At 38.0% G+C, this 20,008-nt stretch carries 14 protein-coding genes and 1 pseudogene; 3 read left to right on the top strand and 12 right to left on the bottom strand.

The window, feature by feature from the left end:
- Positions 1-18 precede the first annotated feature (18 nt).
- Both MoGM_RS05475 and MoGM_RS05470 read left to right on the top strand, forming a co-directional pair.
- Complete coding sequence (locus MoGM_RS05475) at positions 19-957, top strand: ribose-phosphate pyrophosphokinase (RefSeq protein WP_104369111.1); 939 nt, start codon at positions 19-21, stop codon at positions 955-957.
- A 31-nt stretch (positions 958-988) separates the two neighbouring features.
- Positions 989-2,125 carry a TlpA disulfide reductase family protein gene (locus MoGM_RS05470; RefSeq protein ID WP_104369110.1) on the top strand — a complete coding sequence of 379 codons (1,137 nt, stop codon included), beginning with the start codon at positions 989-991 and terminating at the stop codon, positions 2,123-2,125.
- 129 nt (positions 2,126-2,254) lie between these two features.
- Here MoGM_RS05470 and MoGM_RS05465 read toward each other — a convergent pair whose 3' ends face one another.
- The 11 genes and pseudogenes from MoGM_RS05465 to MoGM_RS05420 all read right to left on the bottom strand — a co-directional run bounded on the left by MoGM_RS05465 (position 2,255) and on the right by MoGM_RS05420 (position 18,538).
- Complete coding sequence (locus MoGM_RS05465; RefSeq protein WP_104369109.1) at positions 2,255-3,226, bottom strand: beta-carotene 15,15'-monooxygenase; 972 nt, start codon at positions 3,224-3,226, stop codon at positions 2,255-2,257.
- Entirely contained in the window at positions 3,223-5,040 is a 1,818-nt protein-coding gene (locus MoGM_RS05460) for a U32 family peptidase (protein WP_104369108.1), read from the bottom strand. Before MoGM_RS05460 ends, MoGM_RS05465 begins: the two co-directional genes overlap by 4 nt.
- Positions 5,037-5,954, bottom strand: a complete 918-nt coding sequence (gene metA, locus MoGM_RS05455) for a homoserine O-succinyltransferase (protein WP_104369107.1) — start codon at positions 5,952-5,954, stop codon at positions 5,037-5,039. Before metA ends, MoGM_RS05460 begins: the two co-directional genes overlap by 4 nt.
- A gap of 17 nt (positions 5,955-5,971) precedes the next feature.
- The gene (locus MoGM_RS05450; protein WP_104369106.1) at positions 5,972-6,715 is read right to left on the bottom strand and encodes a PP2C family serine/threonine-protein phosphatase; all 744 of its coding nucleotides are present in this window, start codon (positions 6,713-6,715) and stop codon (positions 5,972-5,974) included.
- Positions 6,712-7,056 (bottom strand): FHA domain-containing protein, encoded by a 345-nt coding sequence (locus MoGM_RS05445; protein ID WP_233210177.1) that lies wholly within the window; start codon positions 7,054-7,056, stop codon positions 6,712-6,714. Before MoGM_RS05445 ends, MoGM_RS05450 begins: the two co-directional genes overlap by 4 nt.
- A gap of 18 nt (positions 7,057-7,074) precedes the next feature.
- Positions 7,075-7,194, bottom strand: a pseudogene (locus MoGM_RS13495) (zinc-ribbon domain-containing protein); the annotation flags it as partial.
- Positions 7,195-7,228: 34 nt separating this feature from the next.
- Entirely contained in the window at positions 7,229-10,540 is a 3,312-nt protein-coding gene (locus tag MoGM_RS05440; RefSeq protein ID WP_104369104.1) for an AAA family ATPase, read from the bottom strand.
- Positions 10,541-10,551: 11 nt separating this feature from the next.
- A complete protein-coding gene (locus MoGM_RS05435; RefSeq protein ID WP_104369103.1) occupies positions 10,552-13,506 on the bottom strand; it encodes a protein kinase family protein in 2,955 nt (984 codons plus the stop codon).
- Positions 13,499-14,365, bottom strand: coding sequence for a zinc ribbon domain-containing protein (locus tag MoGM_RS05430; RefSeq protein ID WP_104369102.1), 867 nt, complete (start codon positions 14,363-14,365; stop codon positions 13,499-13,501). The genes MoGM_RS05435 and MoGM_RS05430 overlap by 8 nt, the downstream gene beginning before the upstream one ends.
- Before the next feature lie 183 nt (positions 14,366-14,548).
- A complete protein-coding gene (locus MoGM_RS05425) occupies positions 14,549-16,588 on the bottom strand; it encodes a M13 family metallopeptidase (protein WP_104369101.1) in 2,040 nt (679 codons plus the stop codon).
- 12 nt (positions 16,589-16,600) lie between these two features.
- Complete coding sequence (locus MoGM_RS05420; RefSeq protein ID WP_104369100.1) at positions 16,601-18,538, bottom strand: ABC-F family ATP-binding cassette domain-containing protein; 1,938 nt, start codon at positions 18,536-18,538, stop codon at positions 16,601-16,603.
- A 234-nt stretch (positions 18,539-18,772) separates the two neighbouring features.
- Between MoGM_RS05420 and MoGM_RS05415 the strand changes: the two genes are divergently transcribed.
- Positions 18,773-19,162 (top strand): hypothetical protein, encoded by a 390-nt coding sequence (locus MoGM_RS05415; RefSeq protein WP_104369099.1) that lies wholly within the window; start codon positions 18,773-18,775, stop codon positions 19,160-19,162.
- A gap of 103 nt (positions 19,163-19,265) precedes the next feature.
- Here the strand turns inward: MoGM_RS05415 and MoGM_RS05410 are convergent, their stop codons facing one another.
- Positions 19,266-19,997: a YebC/PmpR family DNA-binding transcriptional regulator gene (locus MoGM_RS05410; RefSeq protein ID WP_104369098.1), complete on the bottom strand. Its 732-nt coding sequence runs from the start codon at positions 19,995-19,997 to the stop codon at positions 19,266-19,268.
- Positions 19,998-20,008 lie beyond the last annotated feature (11 nt).

Here is a 20,008-nt window from a genome sequence, read left to right as displayed (position 1 = left end):
AATATAACAAACAAAACAATGAGTACAAAAAGCTCTTACTTGGTTTTCTCGGGAACAAGCACGAGATATTTGGCAGAAAAAATCTGCCAAAGTTTGGATTGCCCATTGGGGCAGCTTGTCATCACCAAATTTTCAGATGGCGAGTTTTCGGTATCTTATGAGGAATCTATTCGCGGCCGCGATGTATTCCTCGTTCAGAGCACATTCCCCAACTCAGACAATCTGATGGAACTTCTGCTGATGATAGACGCAGCCAAAAGAGCCTCGGCACGCACTATCAATGCAGTAATCCCATATTTCGGATGGGCAAGACAAGACCGCAAGGACAAGCCAAGAGTAAGTATCGGCGCAAAACTCATTGCCGACCTACTCAGCGTCGCCGGAATAGACAGACTGATAACCATGGACCTGCATGCGGACCAAATCCAAGGCTTCTTTGACGTACCAGTCGATCATCTGTATGCCTCAGGTGTAATCATGCCATATCTGCAAAGTCTAAAACTCAAAGACATGGTTATCGCCTCACCGGATGTGGGAGGTTCAAAACGTGCCAACACTTATGCCAAATATTTTGGATGTCCGCTCGTGCTATGCAATAAAACACGTGCACGAGCCAACGTGGTTGAGAGCATGCAGATCATCGGAGATGTCAAAAACAAAAATGTGATTATCATTGATGATATGGTGGACACGGCCGGCACAATAACAAAGGCAGCCGACATAATGAAAGAGGCCGGTGCACTGACCGTGCGCGCTTGTGCATCCCACTGCGTGATGAGCGGGCCGGCCAGTGAGCGCGTACAAAACTCATCATTGGAAGAGATTGTATTCACAGACTCAATACCATACACGAACCGTTGTGCAAAAGTAAAGCAGATTTCCGTTGCGGACATGTTTGCCGAAGCTATCAGAAGAGTTATCCATAATGAAAGCATCAGTAATCTGTATTTAGTATAATACGATAAGTTTTAATAACAAAAATTTATTTATGAGCAAATTTTTCATGACATTCATCGGATTGGTGGCTGCAAGTTGTATGTTTGCAGCCTGCCAGTCTGATACATACCACATAAAAGGAAGCGGTACGGCACTGACCGACGGAGATATCCTGTATCTGATTACAGATGTAGAAAAAGGCATTCCCGGCGATACAATTGTAGTGAAAGACGGAACATTCGAACTGGAAGGGCAAGCAGATTCTGTCATACTCTGTGCCATCCAAGACCAATACCGGCGGAAATTCGTCATTCCTTTTTTCATCGAACCCGGTACAATCAAGATTGAAATATCAAAAGACCGACAGTCCGCCATTTCCGGACAATACTTGTCTGAACGACCGGTCACAAAAGTATCCGGTACCTCTATAAACAATGAATGGCAGAAAGTGGTAGACAGTTCGACCGTACTCGCACAGAAAATAGAACGAATAGGACAGCTTATTTATGAGAACAAATTAGGCAAAGACGAACTTGACGCAAAGGAAAAAGAAATAAAGGCGTTAAGAAACGACTTCAAAAATATTATTGTCGATTATGCAAAAAAGAATATAAAGAATGAGCTCGGATATTTTATTGTCATATATTATGAAGGAGTTCTTGACCCGGTCACACATCTCGAATTGGTAAACCTTCTGCCGGAGAAAGTGAGACAGAGGAGCACAATAAAAATGCTCAGTCAACGACTTGAAAAAGAACAGACCACGGCAATCGGCAAGAAAATAAACGACTTCACGATGAATGACATCAACGGCAAGCCCCAAAGCATAATGAGTGAAATAGCAAAACACAAGCTAACCGTTATCGATTTCTGGGCAAGTTGGTGCGGACCATGCCGTCAAGAAATGCCGAACGTCGTCAAACTATATAACGATTATAACTCCAAAGGGCTCGGGATAATAGGTATCTCTCTCGATAAGAAACAGCAAGATTGGGAAAACGCAACCAAAAATCTTGGCATTAAATGGGTTCAGCTCTCTGACTTGGAAGGTTGGAACAACGCTGCCGCAAAAATGATGAACGTCCGCTCCATTCCACAAACTATTATAGTAGACAATAAGGGTACTATAATAGCTAAAGGGCTACGAGGTGCCGAACTTGAATCTTTTGTACAATCAAAATTGAAATAATCGGGGATCCCCAAATAATAAGGGATAATCATCAGGAAAACCCGTAAAATACAACAGTGTTTCCATTAAAGATTATTGTTTAATGGAAACACTGTTTTCTATTTCTCTTCTCTATTATAAATAAATCAATCATTCGTTAACCGCACCACAAAAACCGCATAATCCCTTTTCTGTCATCTCCCTTCCACAATTACCACAATAATATCTTGTACGCGATTTTTTCAAATATTGTGAAACGGCCCAAATAATATATACCACAAGTAACAGATAGCCTACATAATATAATGCGGATATACTGAAAACCACATAATCAACTGCACAAACAGCCATCAGCCCACTGACATATAATAACGCATCTGCAAAAGGAAGTTTACGGAAAACATCGTCGACAGTCGCTATTCCTACAATAACTATAGCCCAAACAGAAGTGACGAATATACCAAGATGAAACGGCAATCCAAACGGATTAAGGGAAGGATGATAATAAAAATGCCGCCAAGATTCATTGCCGAACAACTGGATAGTGGCATAGAAAACAGCCGATGCCGACACGAGCAATGCCAATAACATCGGATAAAATGAATTTATATCGTGAAAATGAACGATATGAGCATGACGCCTCATTATAAGCCGTAATAAATAAATGGCCGTCACGATGACAGCAAAAGCAAGAAAAATAAGCAGATGTGTATCTGAAAAGACATCAATAAACTGTGATATAGGATCATCCGGTTGCACAGCAGGCAACATGGCGACCTCGCGAACCCACCCTTGGGTGGCTTGGTCACGAGCAATCTTCACCCATACAGAATCAATGGTATCAGCAGGCATTATCATTATGTCCGCAACGACAACGCGATCTCCACGAGTAACCGAAGCAGAATCAAAAGGCAATTCATCAGGTGCCTGGCACACCAACCGCAATGTATCGGCTTTAACAAGAAAGTTATAGTTCTGAGAGTAATGATGCGTAGTGAAAAAAGAGACAGAGTCTATCTGTCGCAAATCAGTGGTGCTCCATGCGTCAGGAGTTGGTGTCGATGAATTGTAACAAGAAACCGACAACAACAAAAAACAAATATAAAAAACTATCTTTTTCATTTATATATATTCATCTGACAGTTACGACAATCAAACTCTAAACGAAAACGACGACCATCCGGTAAAGACAGATAAAGCGGTTCGTGCCATTGTGCTTTTTTCCCTCCATTTTTCATACAAAATCCTAACGCATGACGCAGGCAATACCTGCATTGCATTATTGGAACATCTGTATCTCGTTGAAGCTCAAAAGCCTGTTTCAAAGATGTCTTACCTTTCCTTTCATAAAACGTACGTGACCGGCTATTGGATATATTATACATCACGGCATCTGGATACTCAGGCACGGAAGACACCTTTGACTCATCCAAACAATTGCCATTTACCGGAAAAGAACCGCTCATACGTTCCAATTTGTCTATAACGGAGCGCCGCATTTCGGAAAGAATACTTGAAGGAATGAAATAATCAAAATCATCCGGCACAATAATTTCCGAACATTCATAAACTGTATTTCCGAGTTTTGACAGTTGACGAATTATATTCTCTCTCTGAGAAGTTAATGCCGGTTGATGTTCTGCCTTGAGTACAAACGATGCAGCACACAGCCCTTTTATCTCGGCATTCAAGACAAATCCATCTTCGGTGGACGTCAAAAACATTGCAACCGGTATTTTCCTTATCTGACCGGACTTAGACAATAGTCGTTCAAAAACGACATCATTATTACGGTAAAGTTTCATTCCGGCATGGAGATTACAAGGCATTTTCAGGGGGAAAAGCCTGTTACCCTCTACTCTATTGATACGAAAACCTTCAAGTTCATGATTATCATTAATAAAACATATCCCATCACCATTCGCAAAACTTGACACCCCCGCAACATTAAATGAAGTCCCACGTATTTCCTTGACCGTTCCGACAAATTCGCCGATTGATTTCGGAGTGTCCATTGATGCCATATCCGATTGACGGCCATCGGCAAAATATGTTGTAAAACCACGATTAAACGACTTTGAAAGTTCCGGATTAAAACCATGATTACAATGCCCGAGCGATGCCCTGCGATATTTTCCATTATTCCTGCAAACAATATCATCCAGCAAACGACTATATGCCGCCGTGACATTCTTCACATAAGATATGTCTTTCAGTCTGCCTTCTATCTTGAAAGAAGTCGCCCCCGCATCGACAAGTCTTTCAAGATTGGCACTCTGATTCATATCTTTTAATGACAGAAGATGACGATTTCGCTCTATTACTTTGCCTGAAGAATCGGACAAATCGAACTTTAAACGACAAAACTGGGCACACTCACCCCTATTTGCCGAACGATTAAAACAATATTGCGAAGCATAGCACAAGCCACTATAAGCAACACATAAAGCGCCATGAACGAACACTTCAAGCTCAACATCCGGAACCTTATCATGTATTTCCGCTATCTCCGATATGGACAGCTCACGCGCCAGGACGACCCTACGGAAACCAATATCTCTCAGCCACCGTACTTTTTCAGGCGTCCGATTATCCGTTTGCGTACTGGCATGTCTTGCCGCCTTTTTCACCATGCCCATAACCGCCATATCCTGAACAAGCACCGCATCAACACCAACATTCTCCAACTGTTCAATGAGACTACTGGTATCATCTAATTCGTTATCATAAATTATAGTATTTACCGTAACATACACCTTTGCCGCAAAGCGGTGGGCATAACGGCACAACTCGCCTATATCACTTACGGAATTACCAACGGCAGCACGAGCACCAAAACGCTCGGCACCGATATACACTGCATCTGCGCCATGATCTATGGCGGCCTTACCACACTCTAAATCTCTCGCAGGGGCAAGAAGTTCTAACTCTATCACTTTATATTATTTATATCAAACGGTGTCTCCTGATAAACGTAATAGTTTATCCAATTATTATAAAACAAATTGGCATGTGCGCTCCATGTCATAAGCGGCGGATTGGATGGATTGTCATCACGATAATAATTTATCGGCATGTCCACATCGTCGCGCACATACTTATCGCGTTTATACTCGTTATCCAATGTATCGGGAGCATACTCGAAATGGCCCGTTATGAAAAACTCACGACCATTACGCGCCATGACTATACCGACACCACTCTCAGATGATTCCGCTATAAGAGACAACTCGGGGGTAGCTAATATATCACCACGGCGAATCTCGGTATGACGGCTGTGAGGCATATTGAAAATATCGTCAAACCCTCTGAAAATAGGAAGTCTCGCATTAAGAGCATATTGACTGAATATACCGAATTTCTTCTTTGCAAGCGGATATTTGGGAATTCCATAATGGTAATAAAGACCGGCCTGTGCAGCCCAACATATATAAAGCGTAGAAGTGACATGACTTTTGGCCCACTCAAAAATAACTTTAATCTCATCCCAATATGTCACATCTTCATATTCATACGTCTCTACCGGAGCTCCGGTTATTATCATACCATCGAATTTTTCTTTCGACATATCTTCAAAATCACGATAAAACATTAACATGTGCTCTATCGGCGTATTTTTAGGCGTATGACTCTTTAACCTCATGAAACTGATATCCAACTGCAAAGGAGTATTGGATAAAAGACGAACAAGATCTGTCTCTGTCGTTATCTTCAAAGGCATAAGATTGAGGATGACTATTTTCAACGGCCTTATATCCTGAGAAGTGGCACGTGAATCATCCATCACAAAAATATTCTCTCGCTTTAAAAGTTCTATGGCCGGCAGCCTGTCCGGTAATCTTAATGGCATTTTCTTATATTATATTTTTAAACAATCTTCATTACACATACCGATACATTATCATAACCACCTGCCGCAATAGCCACAGCGCTTAATACATCGGCATTACCGCCTCTCATCAAAATTCTTCTTATCTCTGTATCGGAAAGCATATCACTTAGACCATCGGAGCACAAGACATAAATATCTCCATCTTCAATAATGTCGGTAAATTCGTTTATATCAAGATATGTGGTTTTACACCCGCCACCAATACAATTGGTAACACCTTTCACCGGATTATCGGTATCTACAACGGAACTTGAATGGTCTGTGGAAATCTGTACGATCTCATCGTTTCGCAGACGATATAAACGGCTGTCACCACAATTCATCCAAAAGAATTTATTTCCATAAAATATTATACCGACCAATGTCGTTCCCGTTTTAGATAATCGTGGGTTTACATAACCCTGCGAAGATACGATCTGGTTTATTGAACCTAACCAATTATTCAACAAATTCTTTAAACCGTCTGTTGTCAATAAATCCGGTAAATCATCTATAAAAAACTTTAAATTAGACAATGTTTCCGCACTTGCAATATCACCAGAATTATATCCCCCCAAACCATCAGCCAACGCAATGACAAACCGATTGGAATCCAATAAAGATAAATTCATGTCGAGACTATTGTCTCGTATGAATTTATCGGCAACGAGAATCATATCTTCGTTATGATCCCGTATATTACCGATATGGCATGACGCAGAAACATTTATATATCTCATACTATGCTTACTTGCAATTTCAAATTGGCAATCATCAACAAATCACCGTCTTTCAGTATATGAATTTTATCTGGTAATAATTTATTTCCATTGACCATTGTTCCATTCGATGAATTCTTATCAACGACTCCCCACCCATCTGATGAAGAATAAACAAACTGTGCATGCTGACCGGAAATGTACATATTGTTCTCAAACAAGTGTTTATGCACTCCAACTCTACGTCCTATTATATCACCATTAGATACAGACATACTAATACCTTGCTGTGCATTTGACAAAACCAGATCTGACAATGGAATACTTTTCAGTTCTTCATCAGAAGATTTAGAACTACCCATAAAGCCACCACAATTTGTGCATCGTTTCCCTATACCCACATGACCACAAGTTTCACAGAATAAAAGCATCTGGCCACACTGATCGCAGTATAGTGAGTCATCATCTATCTCTTCTTTGCAATTCGGGCATATTATCATATCTCACACTTCTTTTTATATCATTGGATAAACATCAGTTCGGTATATCTTCCGGAGTTATTAACCGATAAGTCTCATCTGTTACTTGAGATTGAGGCATGGATGACACTCGGACTGATAATTGTTGAATTGTTAAATCAAAAACATTACGCATCTCACGAGCATTTCCAAAAGAACTGTCTTTATTCATTACTTTATGGAAAATCAAATCCATTAATTTAAACTCCGCAGTTGGAGATAATACATATTGCTCCATAGAAGCTATTTGCTTAAATATGGCAAGAAGCTCATTCTCATCATAATCATCAATATGCATACGATGAGTGAAACGCGACGCCAATCCACTATTAACAGAAAGAAATTCATCCATCAAATCTTTATATCCGGTGGCTATGACAACAAACTTTCCACGATCATCCTCCATACGTTTCATGAGAGTATCTATTGCCTCTTTCCCATAAGTATCATTTTCACCACTCAAAGTATAAGCCTCATCTATAAACAAGACACCACCGATTGCTTTATCACAGACATTGTTTACTATTTTAGGTGTCTCTCCCATATATTTCCCCACAAGATCTGCACGACTGACTTCTATGACATTACAAGAAGGCAAGATATCCATACTTTGCAACACCTCACCCATTTTCCTGGCAATAGTTGTCTTTCCTGTACCTGGATTTCCAGTTAGTACAAAATTCAATGCCATTTGCTGCACTCTCCCTACACCATTAGCTGTACGTTGCTTCATAAACATATTCTGTACAGCCAAACGTCGTATCATATTCTTAACCGAACGCATGCCGATAAACTTATCCAACTCATTAAGAACTTCATCCAATGAACGGGCTTTTCCATGCTGCGATACGGGCAGATCGTCTACCATAATACGATACATATCATCCTCAACGAAATCAGCACTTCCTATATTTGTCATCAAACGCCGGCTCTGCCTTTCAACCGTCTCATCAAAAATACGACGAACTTCACGGGCATTTCCAAAATTTTTATCGCGCCTAAGATATAACTGTTCAAATATTCTCTGAACGGACAACTCGGTATCTGAATCTAATATAAACTTCCTCGCATCACTCATTTTCATGAATATCTCCTTTAACTCTTCGGGAGTATAATCATCAAAATGTATCGTTTGTGTAAAACGACTTTTCAAACCTGGATTGGAATTGATGAAATCATGCATCTGATCCGTATATCCCGCAACAATACATACAAACTTTCCACGATCATCTTCCAAACGCTTCAATAATGTATCGATAGCTTCTGTTCCAAATGAATCATTATCATTTGACTTTAATGTATACGCTTCATCAATAAACAAGACACCACCGATGGCGGAATCTATCAGTTGATTTGTCTTTATTGCTGTCTGCCCGCTATACCCTGCAACAAGTTTACTTCTATCAGCCTCTACAAGATGCCCTCTTGACAATATCCCCAATGTCTTGAATACCTCTGCCATAATTCGAGCAACAGTTGTCTTGCCTGTACCCGGACTTCCCGTAAAAATATAGTGTTTCCCTTGAAACGTATTTGCCTCACCACGTCTAATTTGTAAATTAAGGAATGAAGCAAGGTTAGATATTTCCGTCTTGACCGATTGTAATCCGACCAGACCATCGAACCGCTTCAAGCAATCATTAAAATCTATTATTTTAGGTTTATCATAAGGAATGTCATCTGCCTCTATTGTCATTAATTGCTCATCCGTAATCGTCTGTGAATTAGAACGTTCTAAACGTTGTGCCTGATTCTTACAAATTGAATCGAACAAAAGGCGCATTGTTCTGCCATTGGCAAAATCTTTGTCCCTCTGTTCATACATTTCTTTTATCTTATCCCGCACAAGTAGCTCAGCCTGCTCTGACAATATGTATTTCTTCTCTTTCGCAAACGCAAGCAATATATTAAACAATTCTTCCGGAGAATAATCCTCTATATTAAGAAAATAATTAAATCGACTTCTGAAACCTGGATTGACACGGAATAGATTATCCATCTCCATCCTATACCCGGCTAAAATGACAACAAATTTATTCCTGTCATCCTCCATACGTTTCATTAATTTTTCTAAGGCTTGGGTTCCTTGGCTGTCATATTCACCAGAACGGTTTAAAGGAGCCAAGGTATAGGCTTCGTCTATAAAAAGAATACCTCCCAATGCTTTTTCACACAATCTATCAACCATCTTAGGGGTCTCTCCTTGATAAGGGCTTACCATACCTGAACGGTCTGTCTCAACGACATGACCGCTATCAAGATATCCAATAGATGCCAATATCTCACCTAACTTACGGGCTATTGTTGTTTTTCCTGTACCGGGATTTCCTGTAAGAACAATATGCATTCCCATTTTGTTCCGATCTCCCAGTCCACGTTCAAGACGCTCTGAATTGTTTTTTACCGAATATGCTATTTCCCGCACTGCACGTTTGACCTCATTCATACCGATATAACAATCCATGTCAGCTAATATTTCCTCAAGCTGTCTTTCTTCTGGAACATATCCTCGTATATCATCTTTTTCAACCCGAACAGCCTCTGCACCTCTGGTGATAAAAGAAGTAAAAATATCTTCAGCGGTCTTGGTTGCCAAATGAGCGTACCCAAAACTCTCATCCTTAATCTTTACACTATATTTGAAAAAACTTTGTAGTTTTTTCTCCGCATCAGTAGAATAATTGGTTATTCCATATTTCTTTTGTAATACTTTCCTACAAATTTCATATAATTCCTTATATCCGGGAGCAGGAAGTTGAAAACGGTACTTAAATCTATTGGCAATGGCTGGATTATTCACCAAAAATTCGTCTAACCCTTTATTCAATCCGGAAATGATTACAATAGGATCATCATTCCAATGTTCCATTTCCACAAATAACTTATCAAGCGGATTTACTTGATTGGCATATCTGTCCGGCAATAGTTTTTGGACATTATCGAAGAAAAGCAATCCACCACAAGACTTCTTTATATTATCATCCCATTTATCTACAAACCGTTGATAGTCAACTGCGTCAACTACCGTCAATTTGGGTTTGCTTATTATCTTATGTTGATAAAAATAATCACGAATTATTGTAGAAAGCATTGTTTTTCCCGTTCCAGTCTCTCCTATGATAATAGCATTTACACTCAACCTTACATTATTTACATCCTTACGCGAACGCAAATAAGTATAAGTATCAACAACTGATTTAAGCTGTTGCTTCATTTCGTCAAGACCGACAATCTCATCAAGCAAATCATGTTCTGCAAACGGGCGTCCACACCATTTACAATACTTTGCTATATCACGATTCTTTTTATTACAATACTTACAGTTCATTGCCTTGACTACTATGCATCGTGCTTTATCTGATTTATAATTTTTACAGGATTAACTTTCCTGTCATTTAAGAAAGGGGGATTTACATCAAGCAAATTCGGATTATATATAATCATTTCCAAAACCAACAATATCCCCATAAGACTCCATAAAAAATAATGAAGAACCCTTTCACCGGAAACGGTACGAATATTGTTTCGTATTTCATCCAATGCACCAAATTTGGAACCAATAAACTTGTACGACTTTACTTTTAATGCATAATATAAAGGTTCTATCAACGCTGTTCTTATATCATCTTCTAATATTTCATTTACAAGTTGTTTCGTCTCTATCACCGTTTTACGAGAATCAGTATAATGACATGTCATCATATATAACAATGTCAAAACAACTATCATTGGAACAAACAATACAGGAATGTTATTCTCAATATATTTCAATAGTCCAACCGGTATAAATATAGACAAAAAGCCCAATACCCCAAAAATAGAAGATAATAACAGCCCATAGCCTTTAAAAAATATTTTTGTTCCAAGTATCAAAGCTGATGTGACTCCAACCGGTATTCCGATTGTAAACCAATAATGACCCAATACATGATTTCTGTCACCTACACCAAAGATAATCACAAGAAATAACCAAATTATACATATTACATAGAATGCCCAACGCCAACTGTTTTCACGTATACTTAACATTTTATGCTCACCAAACAATTCTTTATACTTCTCTTCACGTTCCTCTTTTGCTTTAATAAATCTTTTATAATAAACATTTTGAGCATCAAAAAGACCTATAACATTTATCCATTTCTCTAATGCCTTCTCATAACTATAAGTCTCATTAAAATCCTTATAAGGATCTTCATGATAATAAACGGACAACCACTGTGAAAAAGCTCCAGAACGGATTTCACTTCTTATCTCTGACCTATATTTATTGTCAATCTCCAACCCATTGGTCAATCTTACGCCATCAGGAAGTTTATAACTTGGACTTACATTTAATATTAAACACATTCGATATGCAGCGGTACGTAAATCATACAAACATAAACGCTCCCTATTATCCTCACTGTCTACGTTAAAACATCTTTTTGCTTCATCCACGAACTCCAACCAACCATGTCGTTTAGCAAAAAACACAAAACGACCATCAAGATCAGAATACTCAGTTATAAGATTTTCAAATTCAGCCTCATCTACATTCTGCCAACACACTAATTGTTCATTTAGCAATTCACCAATCTTTTGAGGTGTATCAGCATCTTTCAAATCATAAGCAACACTACTGTCTATACTGTAGAATACTTTGTAAACCAAATCTTTTGAGTAAGATTGTCCCTTCGTTATCTCACGAAGAGTCTCACATGTCATAAAGTCGGCATGGCTATACATCCAAGATAACAGACGTCCATCAGTTATACTATGCCAATCATCTTCCGTAAGATGCTCATAACCAAAACACCTGATTATATCAGATATTGTTGAAGACTGATATAATTCAAAAAAAGGCATTTCTGGATCTATCTCATATACAATTCTTTTTAAAGCTTTGCGTCCATCATTACCCTCACTGCTAATCTGAATATAACTTTGCAGCCTGTTTATATCCAATCGTGTATGAGTCTCCAAATACAACCAAAAATTATCTCTAAAATCTTTTAAAGATACAATATATTCATCTGAATAATTCAACAATGACTTTGCAACATCATGAATCGTATTACATGAATTACCATGGATGTCATGGTAAGGGTATGTTGGATCCATTGTATATACCGCAACCATCAGACCAGCCATTTGCTCTGTCGGATATTTATTCTTGACTATATCATCCAATGCTACGCTTAACTTTGTATTGCCACTATGTTCAAACCATTCCTTTAATTGTCCTCCATATAGATAATTACAAGCAATACGCTCGTTATCAAGCAACATCGGTATTAATTCATTAACATTTTCCGCAATCAAATTCTTATCCGGATCTACAACAAAAGAGCCGTATTTAAGATATGGAGATGATATATCAACCTTAGGATTCTCTCCTAAAAACCACTGTTCAACTTCTTTATATTTCCAACGAGATTCAGTATTAACGGAAGTTAATCCCTGTATTATTATTTTTATTCGATTTGGTAATTCTGATATTCCAGGAATTCGTCCTTCTTTTTTATGCTTTATTATTAACCTTTCATTAGTATTAAGGTTATTCATACCAATCCAAAGATTCAATAATGTTATTCCCAAAGAATAATAATCAGCCGCAGTTGAAATCTCTACGGCTCCATCTATAACATCATTATACATTTCCGGAGCCGCATATAAAGGTGTGCGAGCCTGCGTCGTACAATGCAAAAAACCTTCTTTGGTTATTATTGACGATATTCCAAAATCTCCAAGTACCAATTCCGAATGCCCAACATCCCGAAAAAAGAAATTACTTGGCTTTATATCTTTGTGTATAATACCATTGCTATGACAACAAGCCAATGCTGCCGCCGCTTGTAAAGATATACGACGAAACAAATCTATATCTCCATTGATACTTATATCCGCCAACGTTCCCCCACAAAGATATTCCATCAATTCATAAAAACGCTTCTTGCCTCCAACATATATATATCCGAAATCATAGATATTGACAATCATATCAAAATCTATATTTGAAATTACTTTAAGTGCTTTATGCTTGATGTCTACATCAGAATAATACAATTTTAATACATAATCTTTTCCGTTATTATTAACAAGAAAAACTTGAGCTTCACCAGAATTATTACTAAGAGTACGGACTTTATAATATGTTACACCACGTAAAACGAATTCATTCTCGCTTATATCCGAAGATTCTGCAATAGAATTGACCCTTAGGGTCCGACACACATCACCGGCATTTTGATCCGACTGCACGTTTCTATCCCCTATAGCATCATAGCGTATCGTAATATCATCCTTAATCATTTATATCATCCTTAATCTGTTCTGTATTATTATAACCTAACACAACCCATTTACCACCAAGATGAGGTTTAGCACACCCACAAGGGTTGCTATGCAATGCTTGCTTATAATTACATTTCCAAGCAACTTTAACTCCCATCGGTTTAGTTGCCATTACAAAATTTCGTGCCTTTACAGGAGATGGTATTGGTTTTAAAGCCATTCGCTCCAATACTTCTGTCATCAGACTTAATTGGCTTTTTTTTCTCTTATCCAATTCTTCTTTCGTCATACGCCGCGAAACACGTTTTTCTATTAACGGCTCCGTTATTCCCTTGTCTTTGGCTAATAATTCCAAAACCCTAATACGTAACTTTTCCGTATCTTTATCCTTTACAACATCATTTTCTGATTCATAAGGAATTATGTTCTCCAAATCAACTAATCCCCTAATCAACAAACCTAACTCTTTATAATCGGAATCTGCATGTTTACTTTCAAATAACAAACGTGCATCATCGGTTAACGGCATTCCGCATTGCCTACAAAAAGAAAAATTATTGACTTTGTTACAATACGGACAAGTTATCCCTTCACGAGGACAACCACATTCAGAGCAATAAGAAGCAGAATCATCCAAAAGCGCTCCGCAATACGAACAAATATCTTTTCGGACATAATTCTGACATGATTCACAATAATCTGCATCACCATCCATAGATGCACTGCAAATAGGGCATAAAGATGCCTCCATTCTTTGTGTATATTGATTAAACGGAGTCGGTTCTATTTTATATCCCGATTCTGGCATCCTTTCTGGTCGCAAAGTTTTCTCTATATGACCGTTTTGTTCCAAATCATTTACATTGACATCTGCCATATATAATTATTGCTTATATTTCCTTGTTTTATTTAGAAATCGTTCTTATCTCCCGGCAATTTCGTTTTTTCATTGCATTAGGATTATACTCTTTTGGCAAAGATACGAATATTTTATTATAAAAACAAAAGACTGCCGTAAATAATTATACGACAGTCTAATATACAAAAGATAAGTTTCAAATCACCATAAAGACAAACGCTTTTCTTTGGGAATAAACATAGAGTCTCCTTCTTTGATATTGAATGCGTCGTACCACATATCTATATGTGGCAAAGCTCCATTAACACGCCAACGACCTAATGAATGAGGATCGCTTTTTGTCCGATTTCGGATTTCAGCTTCCGTTATATTAGCAGCCCATACACCAGAATAAGCCAAAAAGAAGCGTTGTTCTGGGGTAAAACCATCTATAACATCAAGTTTCATATCTTTTGTTGCATTCACAAATCCATAATAAGCAACTTGCAATCCACCATGATCTGCCAAATTCTCACCCAACGTAAAACGACCGTTAGCATTCAAATCCGGTAACACCTTGATATTTGAGAAATAATCAGCATATTCATCTGCACGTTCAGTAAAATTCTTTCCATCTGATTCGGTCCACCAATCCTTCATATTTCCGTTTTTATCATAATGACGGCCCTGATCATCAAATCCGTGAGTCATTTCATGACCGATTACAACACCGATAGCTCCATAATTAAAGGCATCATCTGCTTCTGGATCAAAAAAAGGCGGCTGTAGTATTCCTGCCGGAAAACAAATTTCATTCGTTGTCGGATTGTAATAGGCATTTACCGTTTGAGGATACATATACCATTCATCACGATTAACAGGCTTACCAGCTTTATTGTCAACTGTCCACTTATTCCAGAATCTCTGACATTCTATAATATTCTCCAAATAAGACTTTGTATTATCTATCTTTAAATCTGAAAAATCAATCCACTCATCAGGATATCCTATTTTAACATAAAAAGCAGAAAGTTTATCAAGTGCATTCTGCTTTGTCAACTCACTCATCCATTCTTGTGCTTTTATTCTCTCACCAAGAGATATTTGAAGATTGCGCACCAATTTCTGCATACGTTCTTTTGATGATGAGGGAAAATACTTATCTACATATATTTTTCCCAACGCCTGCCCCATAACATTCTCAACTTGTCCGGTTGCCCGTTTCCATAACGGATGATTTTCTTTGCGACCTGACATTGTTTTACCGAAAAAGTCAAAATTAGCCTCTACAACATCATCACTTAAATAATTGGCATAGCTGATTATTTGCCCCCACTCCATGTAATCACGATATTCATCAGGAGAAATATTAGCAATCAATTTATCGACACACTCAATAAAATCGGGTTGTCCAACCACCAGTTCCTGAATATGTTCCGTTTTCAAACCAGAGGCATTAGATATTTCAACCAATTTAATATGAGGGTATTTTATCTTAAAATCCTTTAATGATATTTTATTATAATTTGCTTCGGGATTACGCAATTCTGTCATTGATTTTGAAGACTTTGCCAATTCTGTTTCAAGTTTCATTATGTTCTTCATCTTCAATATTGCAGCTTTTTCACTGAATCCGAATAACTTAAACATTCTCACGATATGCTTCTTATATGCATCACGAATTACTACTGTCGCCGTATCTTCATCAAGATAATACTCTTTTTGTCTCAAAGTAATTCCACCCTGATTTATGTTCAAAATGTTCATACTCGCATTCTTATCATCAGCACCAATGTAAGCGGAGAAAAACTCATTATCACCATTGGCTGCTAACTCCAATTGGATTTTAAAAAGCGCATCTACAGTCTTTGCTTTTTCCAGTTTACGTATTATTGGCATAATCGGCTTAACACCATCTTTATTACGTCGCACGGAATCCATCGCCAATTTATACAGATCACTTAATTTGCATTCTGTAGTTCCTGATGCATAAGTATTATTTCTCAAATCATTCAATATGGAATTAATACGTTTATTGTTATTTTCGCCAAGTTGGTCAAAACTACCAAACCGAGAATATGCTGCCGGCAACGGATTGTTTCTCATCCATCCTCCACAAGCAAACTCATAAAAATCCGTCGCCGGATTAGCTTCACGATTAAGATTTGATAAGTCTATTCCCGATTTCAATTGCTCCTGTGCCATCGTCGCAATAGACATTGATGCAAAAGCGACAACAGGCAAAATTCGTTTAATTTTCATCTTAATATATTCTTAATTATTAATGTTTATACTTTCCAATTCTTCAGAAAAATGTTCCCAACGCTCCACCTCCTCATCAAGTTCTCGCCTGGTCTCAGTATATTCCGCTATATACTCCATATTAGACGCATTTTCCGGCAAACTGAGAATTAAATCAAGCTCCTTTAACCGCTTTTCCTTTTGAGAAATTTTTAATTCTGACTCCGCAATAGCTCTCTCTGCTTTACGTATTCTTTTCTGCTGTTCTTTATGCTCCGAATAACTTAACTTATTTTTTGTCACTGACGTCTCTGCCTTCTTTTCTTCAATAACCTGACAGGCATTTTCCAACTGATTAAGTGAGTCTATATTGTGCTCTTTCAAGAAATCATATATTCCTCCAATATGCTCTTTTACTTTTCCTCCTCCAAATTCATATATTTTTGTCACCAACCCATCAAGAAATTCACGATCATGGCTTACTATTATTGCCGTTCCGTCAAAAGCCCTTATTGCTTCTTTAAGAACATCTTTCGACTGCATGTCAAGATGATTGGTGGGTTCATCCAATATAAGAAGATTTACCGGTTCAAGCAACAGTTTTATCATTGCCAAACGACTACGTTCACCACCACTCAACACTTTCACCTTTTTATCTGATGCTTCTCCACCGAACATAAAAGCGCCAAGGATATTATTTATCTTCAATCTTATCTCACCTTTGGCTACATTATCTATGGTTTCAAAAACGGTAATATCCTCATCAAGCATCTGAGCTTGATTTTGTGCAAAATAACCTATCTGTACATTATGACCTATTTTGAGATTTCCTGTATATGGTATTTCATTCATTATACATTTCACAAGCGTTGACTTACCTTCACCGTTTTTTCCTACAAAAGCAACTTTTTCGCCACGCTTTATAGTAAATATAACATTATCAAATACCAAATGTTCGCCATAATCCTTACGAACATCTTCGCATATTATCGGATAATCTCCACTTCTCAAACATGGCGGAAACTTCAAGTGCAGTGCAGAATTGTCTACTTCATCTATCTCAATTGGAACAATCTTTGCCAGTTGCTTTATTCTGCTTTGCACTTGAACCGCTTTTGTGGGTTTATATCTGAACTTTTCTATAAAATTTTTCATCTCAGCAATCTCTTTCTGCTGATTTTCATATGCACGCAATTGCTGTTCACGACGCTCTTTACGCAACTCTACGTATTCATCATATTTCACACGATAGTCAATCACTTTACCGCATGATATTTCAAGCGTACGATTAGTTACATTGTTGATAAAAGCTCTGTCATGACTCACCAAGACAACAGCTCCCGACGACTGTGTAAGAAATTGTTCCAGCCATTGAATACTCTCAATATCAAGATGATTAGTCGGCTCATCAAGAAGCAGTACATCTGGCTTCTGCAACAGTATTTTTGCCAATTCTATTCGCATTCTCCACCCGCCACTGAACTCGCTTGTCGGACGCTCTAAATCTGTTCGCACAAATCCAAGGCCACATAATGTGCGTTCTATTTCCGCCTCATAATTCTCTGCTCCCATCATCATGTACCTCTCATGCTCCTGAGTGAACTTCTGTACTAATTCCATATATTCCTCACTCTCATAATCGGTACGCTCCATCAGCAGGTTGTTTAGTTCTTCTACTTTCTCTTTCAGAGCCGTTATGCCAGCAAAAGCCTTACGTGTCTCTTCGCGTACTGTCGTATTATCCTGCAACTTCATTACTTGCGGCAAATAGCCAACAGTTGTATCGTTAGGAACCGAAACAACACCAGATGTTGGTTTTTGCTGTCCGCACAATATTTTGAGCATTGTAGATTTTCCCGCACCATTCTTACCGACAAGTGCTATACGATCACGTGGATTTACAACGAAACTAACATCACCGAACAATGGTTTTATACCGAACTCAACCTTTAATCCTTCTACTGATAACATTATAATAATTCTGTAAAACCTGATTTTATATAAATTGGAACAGCAAAGGTAAGGAAAAAAGTGCGAACAATAGATATTTTAAGAAGTTTTCTAATATTATAGACAAATATAATCCATAGAAAAAACATTTGGCAGAATACCATATTGAATTCTTTGCCAAATAAAAAAGTAATACATAAAGTTTATTATTTCAATTAATTGATTAATTTTGCATGATAATAAAAAACATTTAATATGAAAAAACTTTTTTATATTTCCATCTTTACATTATTATTCGTATCCTGCCAAGAATCACTTGAAGATAGATGTGCACGAGAAGCCATGTCATACACCGAAAAGAAATGTCCTGCTAAGCTTGGTGAGAATACGACAATTGATAGCTTGATATTCGAGAGAGAAAGTCACACATTGCATTACTATTACACTCTAACCGGAAATGCGGATAATATGGGGGTGTTTTCCTCGGTCGACATACGCAAAATTCTTCTTGACGAAGTAAAAAATTCCACGTCAATAAAAGCATACAAGGACAATGGCTATAATTTCGCATATACATATTTATCAGGAAAAGATAAAGGTAAAGTTTTATTCAATGCCACATTTACAGAAAAAGACTATAAATAGCTATCATAAGATGAACAAATGCCAATAAATACATATTTCCAAAATTTAATCGGGTGTAAAAGACAGTTCTTTTACACCCGATTAAATTTTGGAAATTAACTATTTACTCTTCAGCTGGTTTCATATTTGTATAAACCGTTTGCACATCGTCAAACTCTTCAAGACGCTCCACCATCTTGTCTATCGTCTCACGCTCTTCTGCCGTAACTTCTTTTTGGTCATTCGGTATGCGCGTAAATTCGGCCCCTGTAACATCAAAACCTTCTGTCTCCAAATGTTTCTGTATTTCACCAAAACTTTTCGGGTCTCCATAAATGGTTATTTCACCACTTTCTTCATCCTCATCATACTCATCCTCCACACCATAGTCAATAAGGTCAAGAATCATTTCGTCCATATCAATACCGTCCTTTTTCTTGAACGTGAACACACTCTTGTGGTCAAAAAGGAACGAGAGACTGCCTTGTGTTCCAAGATTACCATTAAACTTATTAAACACCGAACGCACATCACCGACAGTACGCGTTGTATTGTCGGTCAGAGTCTCAACGAATACGGCGATACCATGAGGGCCATATCCCTCATAAGTCACTTCTTTGTATTCACTCTGATCCTTACCCATCGCATTTTTGATTGCACGCTCAATATTATCCTTGGGCATGTTCTCACGCTTTGCGTTCGCAATGATAGCTCTCAGTGTAGGATTGTTCTCCGGTTCCGGACCTCCGGCTTTCACCGCTATGGCTATCTGCTTACCAATCTTTGTGAATGTACGGGCCATGTGTCCCCATCTTTTCAGCTTTGCTGCCTTACGATATTCAAATGCTCTTCCCATTGGAATTAGTT

The sequence above is a fragment of the Prevotella sp. MGM1 genome (genome assembly GCF_002933775.1).
In the GTDB taxonomy this organism is placed as follows: Bacteria; Bacteroidota; Bacteroidia; order Bacteroidales; family Bacteroidaceae; genus Prevotella.
This window is presented reverse-complemented; position numbering and strand designations above follow the sequence as displayed.

What these genes read in the sequence shown, in the direction of transcription:
- MoGM_RS05415 (WP_104369099.1), top strand. Translation starts at nt 18,773, where the DNA reads ATGAAAAAACTTTTTTATATTTCCATCTTTACATTATTATTCGTATCC.
- metA (WP_104369107.1), bottom strand. Translation starts at nt 5,954, where the DNA reads ATGCCATTAAGATTACCGGACAGGCTGCCGGCCATAGAACTTTTAAAG.
- MoGM_RS05430 (WP_104369102.1), bottom strand. Translation starts at nt 14,365, where the DNA reads ATGGCAGATGTCAATGTAAATGATTTGGAACAAAACGGTCATATAGAG.
- MoGM_RS05450 (WP_104369106.1), bottom strand. Translation starts at nt 6,715, where the DNA reads ATGAGATATATAAATGTTTCTGCGTCATGCCATATCGGTAATATACGG.
- MoGM_RS05465 (WP_104369109.1), bottom strand. Translation starts at nt 3,226, where the DNA reads ATGAAAAAGATAGTTTTTTATATTTGTTTTTTGTTGTTGTCGGTTTCT.
- MoGM_RS05420 (WP_104369100.1), bottom strand. Translation starts at nt 18,538, where the DNA reads ATGTTATCAGTAGAAGGATTAAAGGTTGAGTTCGGTATAAAACCATTG.
- MoGM_RS05475 (WP_104369111.1), top strand. Translation starts at nt 19, where the DNA reads ATGAGTACAAAAAGCTCTTACTTGGTTTTCTCGGGAACAAGCACGAGA.
- MoGM_RS05440 (WP_104369104.1), bottom strand. Translation starts at nt 10,540, where the DNA reads ATGAACTGTAAGTATTGTAATAAAAAGAATCGTGATATAGCAAAGTAT.
- MoGM_RS05425 (WP_104369101.1), bottom strand. Translation starts at nt 16,588, where the DNA reads ATGAAAATTAAACGAATTTTGCCTGTTGTCGCTTTTGCATCAATGTCT.
- MoGM_RS05435 (WP_104369103.1), bottom strand. Translation starts at nt 13,506, where the DNA reads ATGATTAAGGATGATATTACGATACGCTATGATGCTATAGGGGATAGA.
- MoGM_RS05445 (WP_233210177.1), bottom strand. Translation starts at nt 7,056, where the DNA reads ATGGGTAGTTCTAAATCTTCTGATGAAGAACTGAAAAGTATTCCATTG.
- MoGM_RS05470 (WP_104369110.1), top strand. Translation starts at nt 989, where the DNA reads ATGAGCAAATTTTTCATGACATTCATCGGATTGGTGGCTGCAAGTTGT.
- MoGM_RS05410 (WP_104369098.1), bottom strand. Translation starts at nt 19,997, where the DNA reads ATGGGAAGAGCATTTGAATATCGTAAGGCAGCAAAGCTGAAAAGATGG.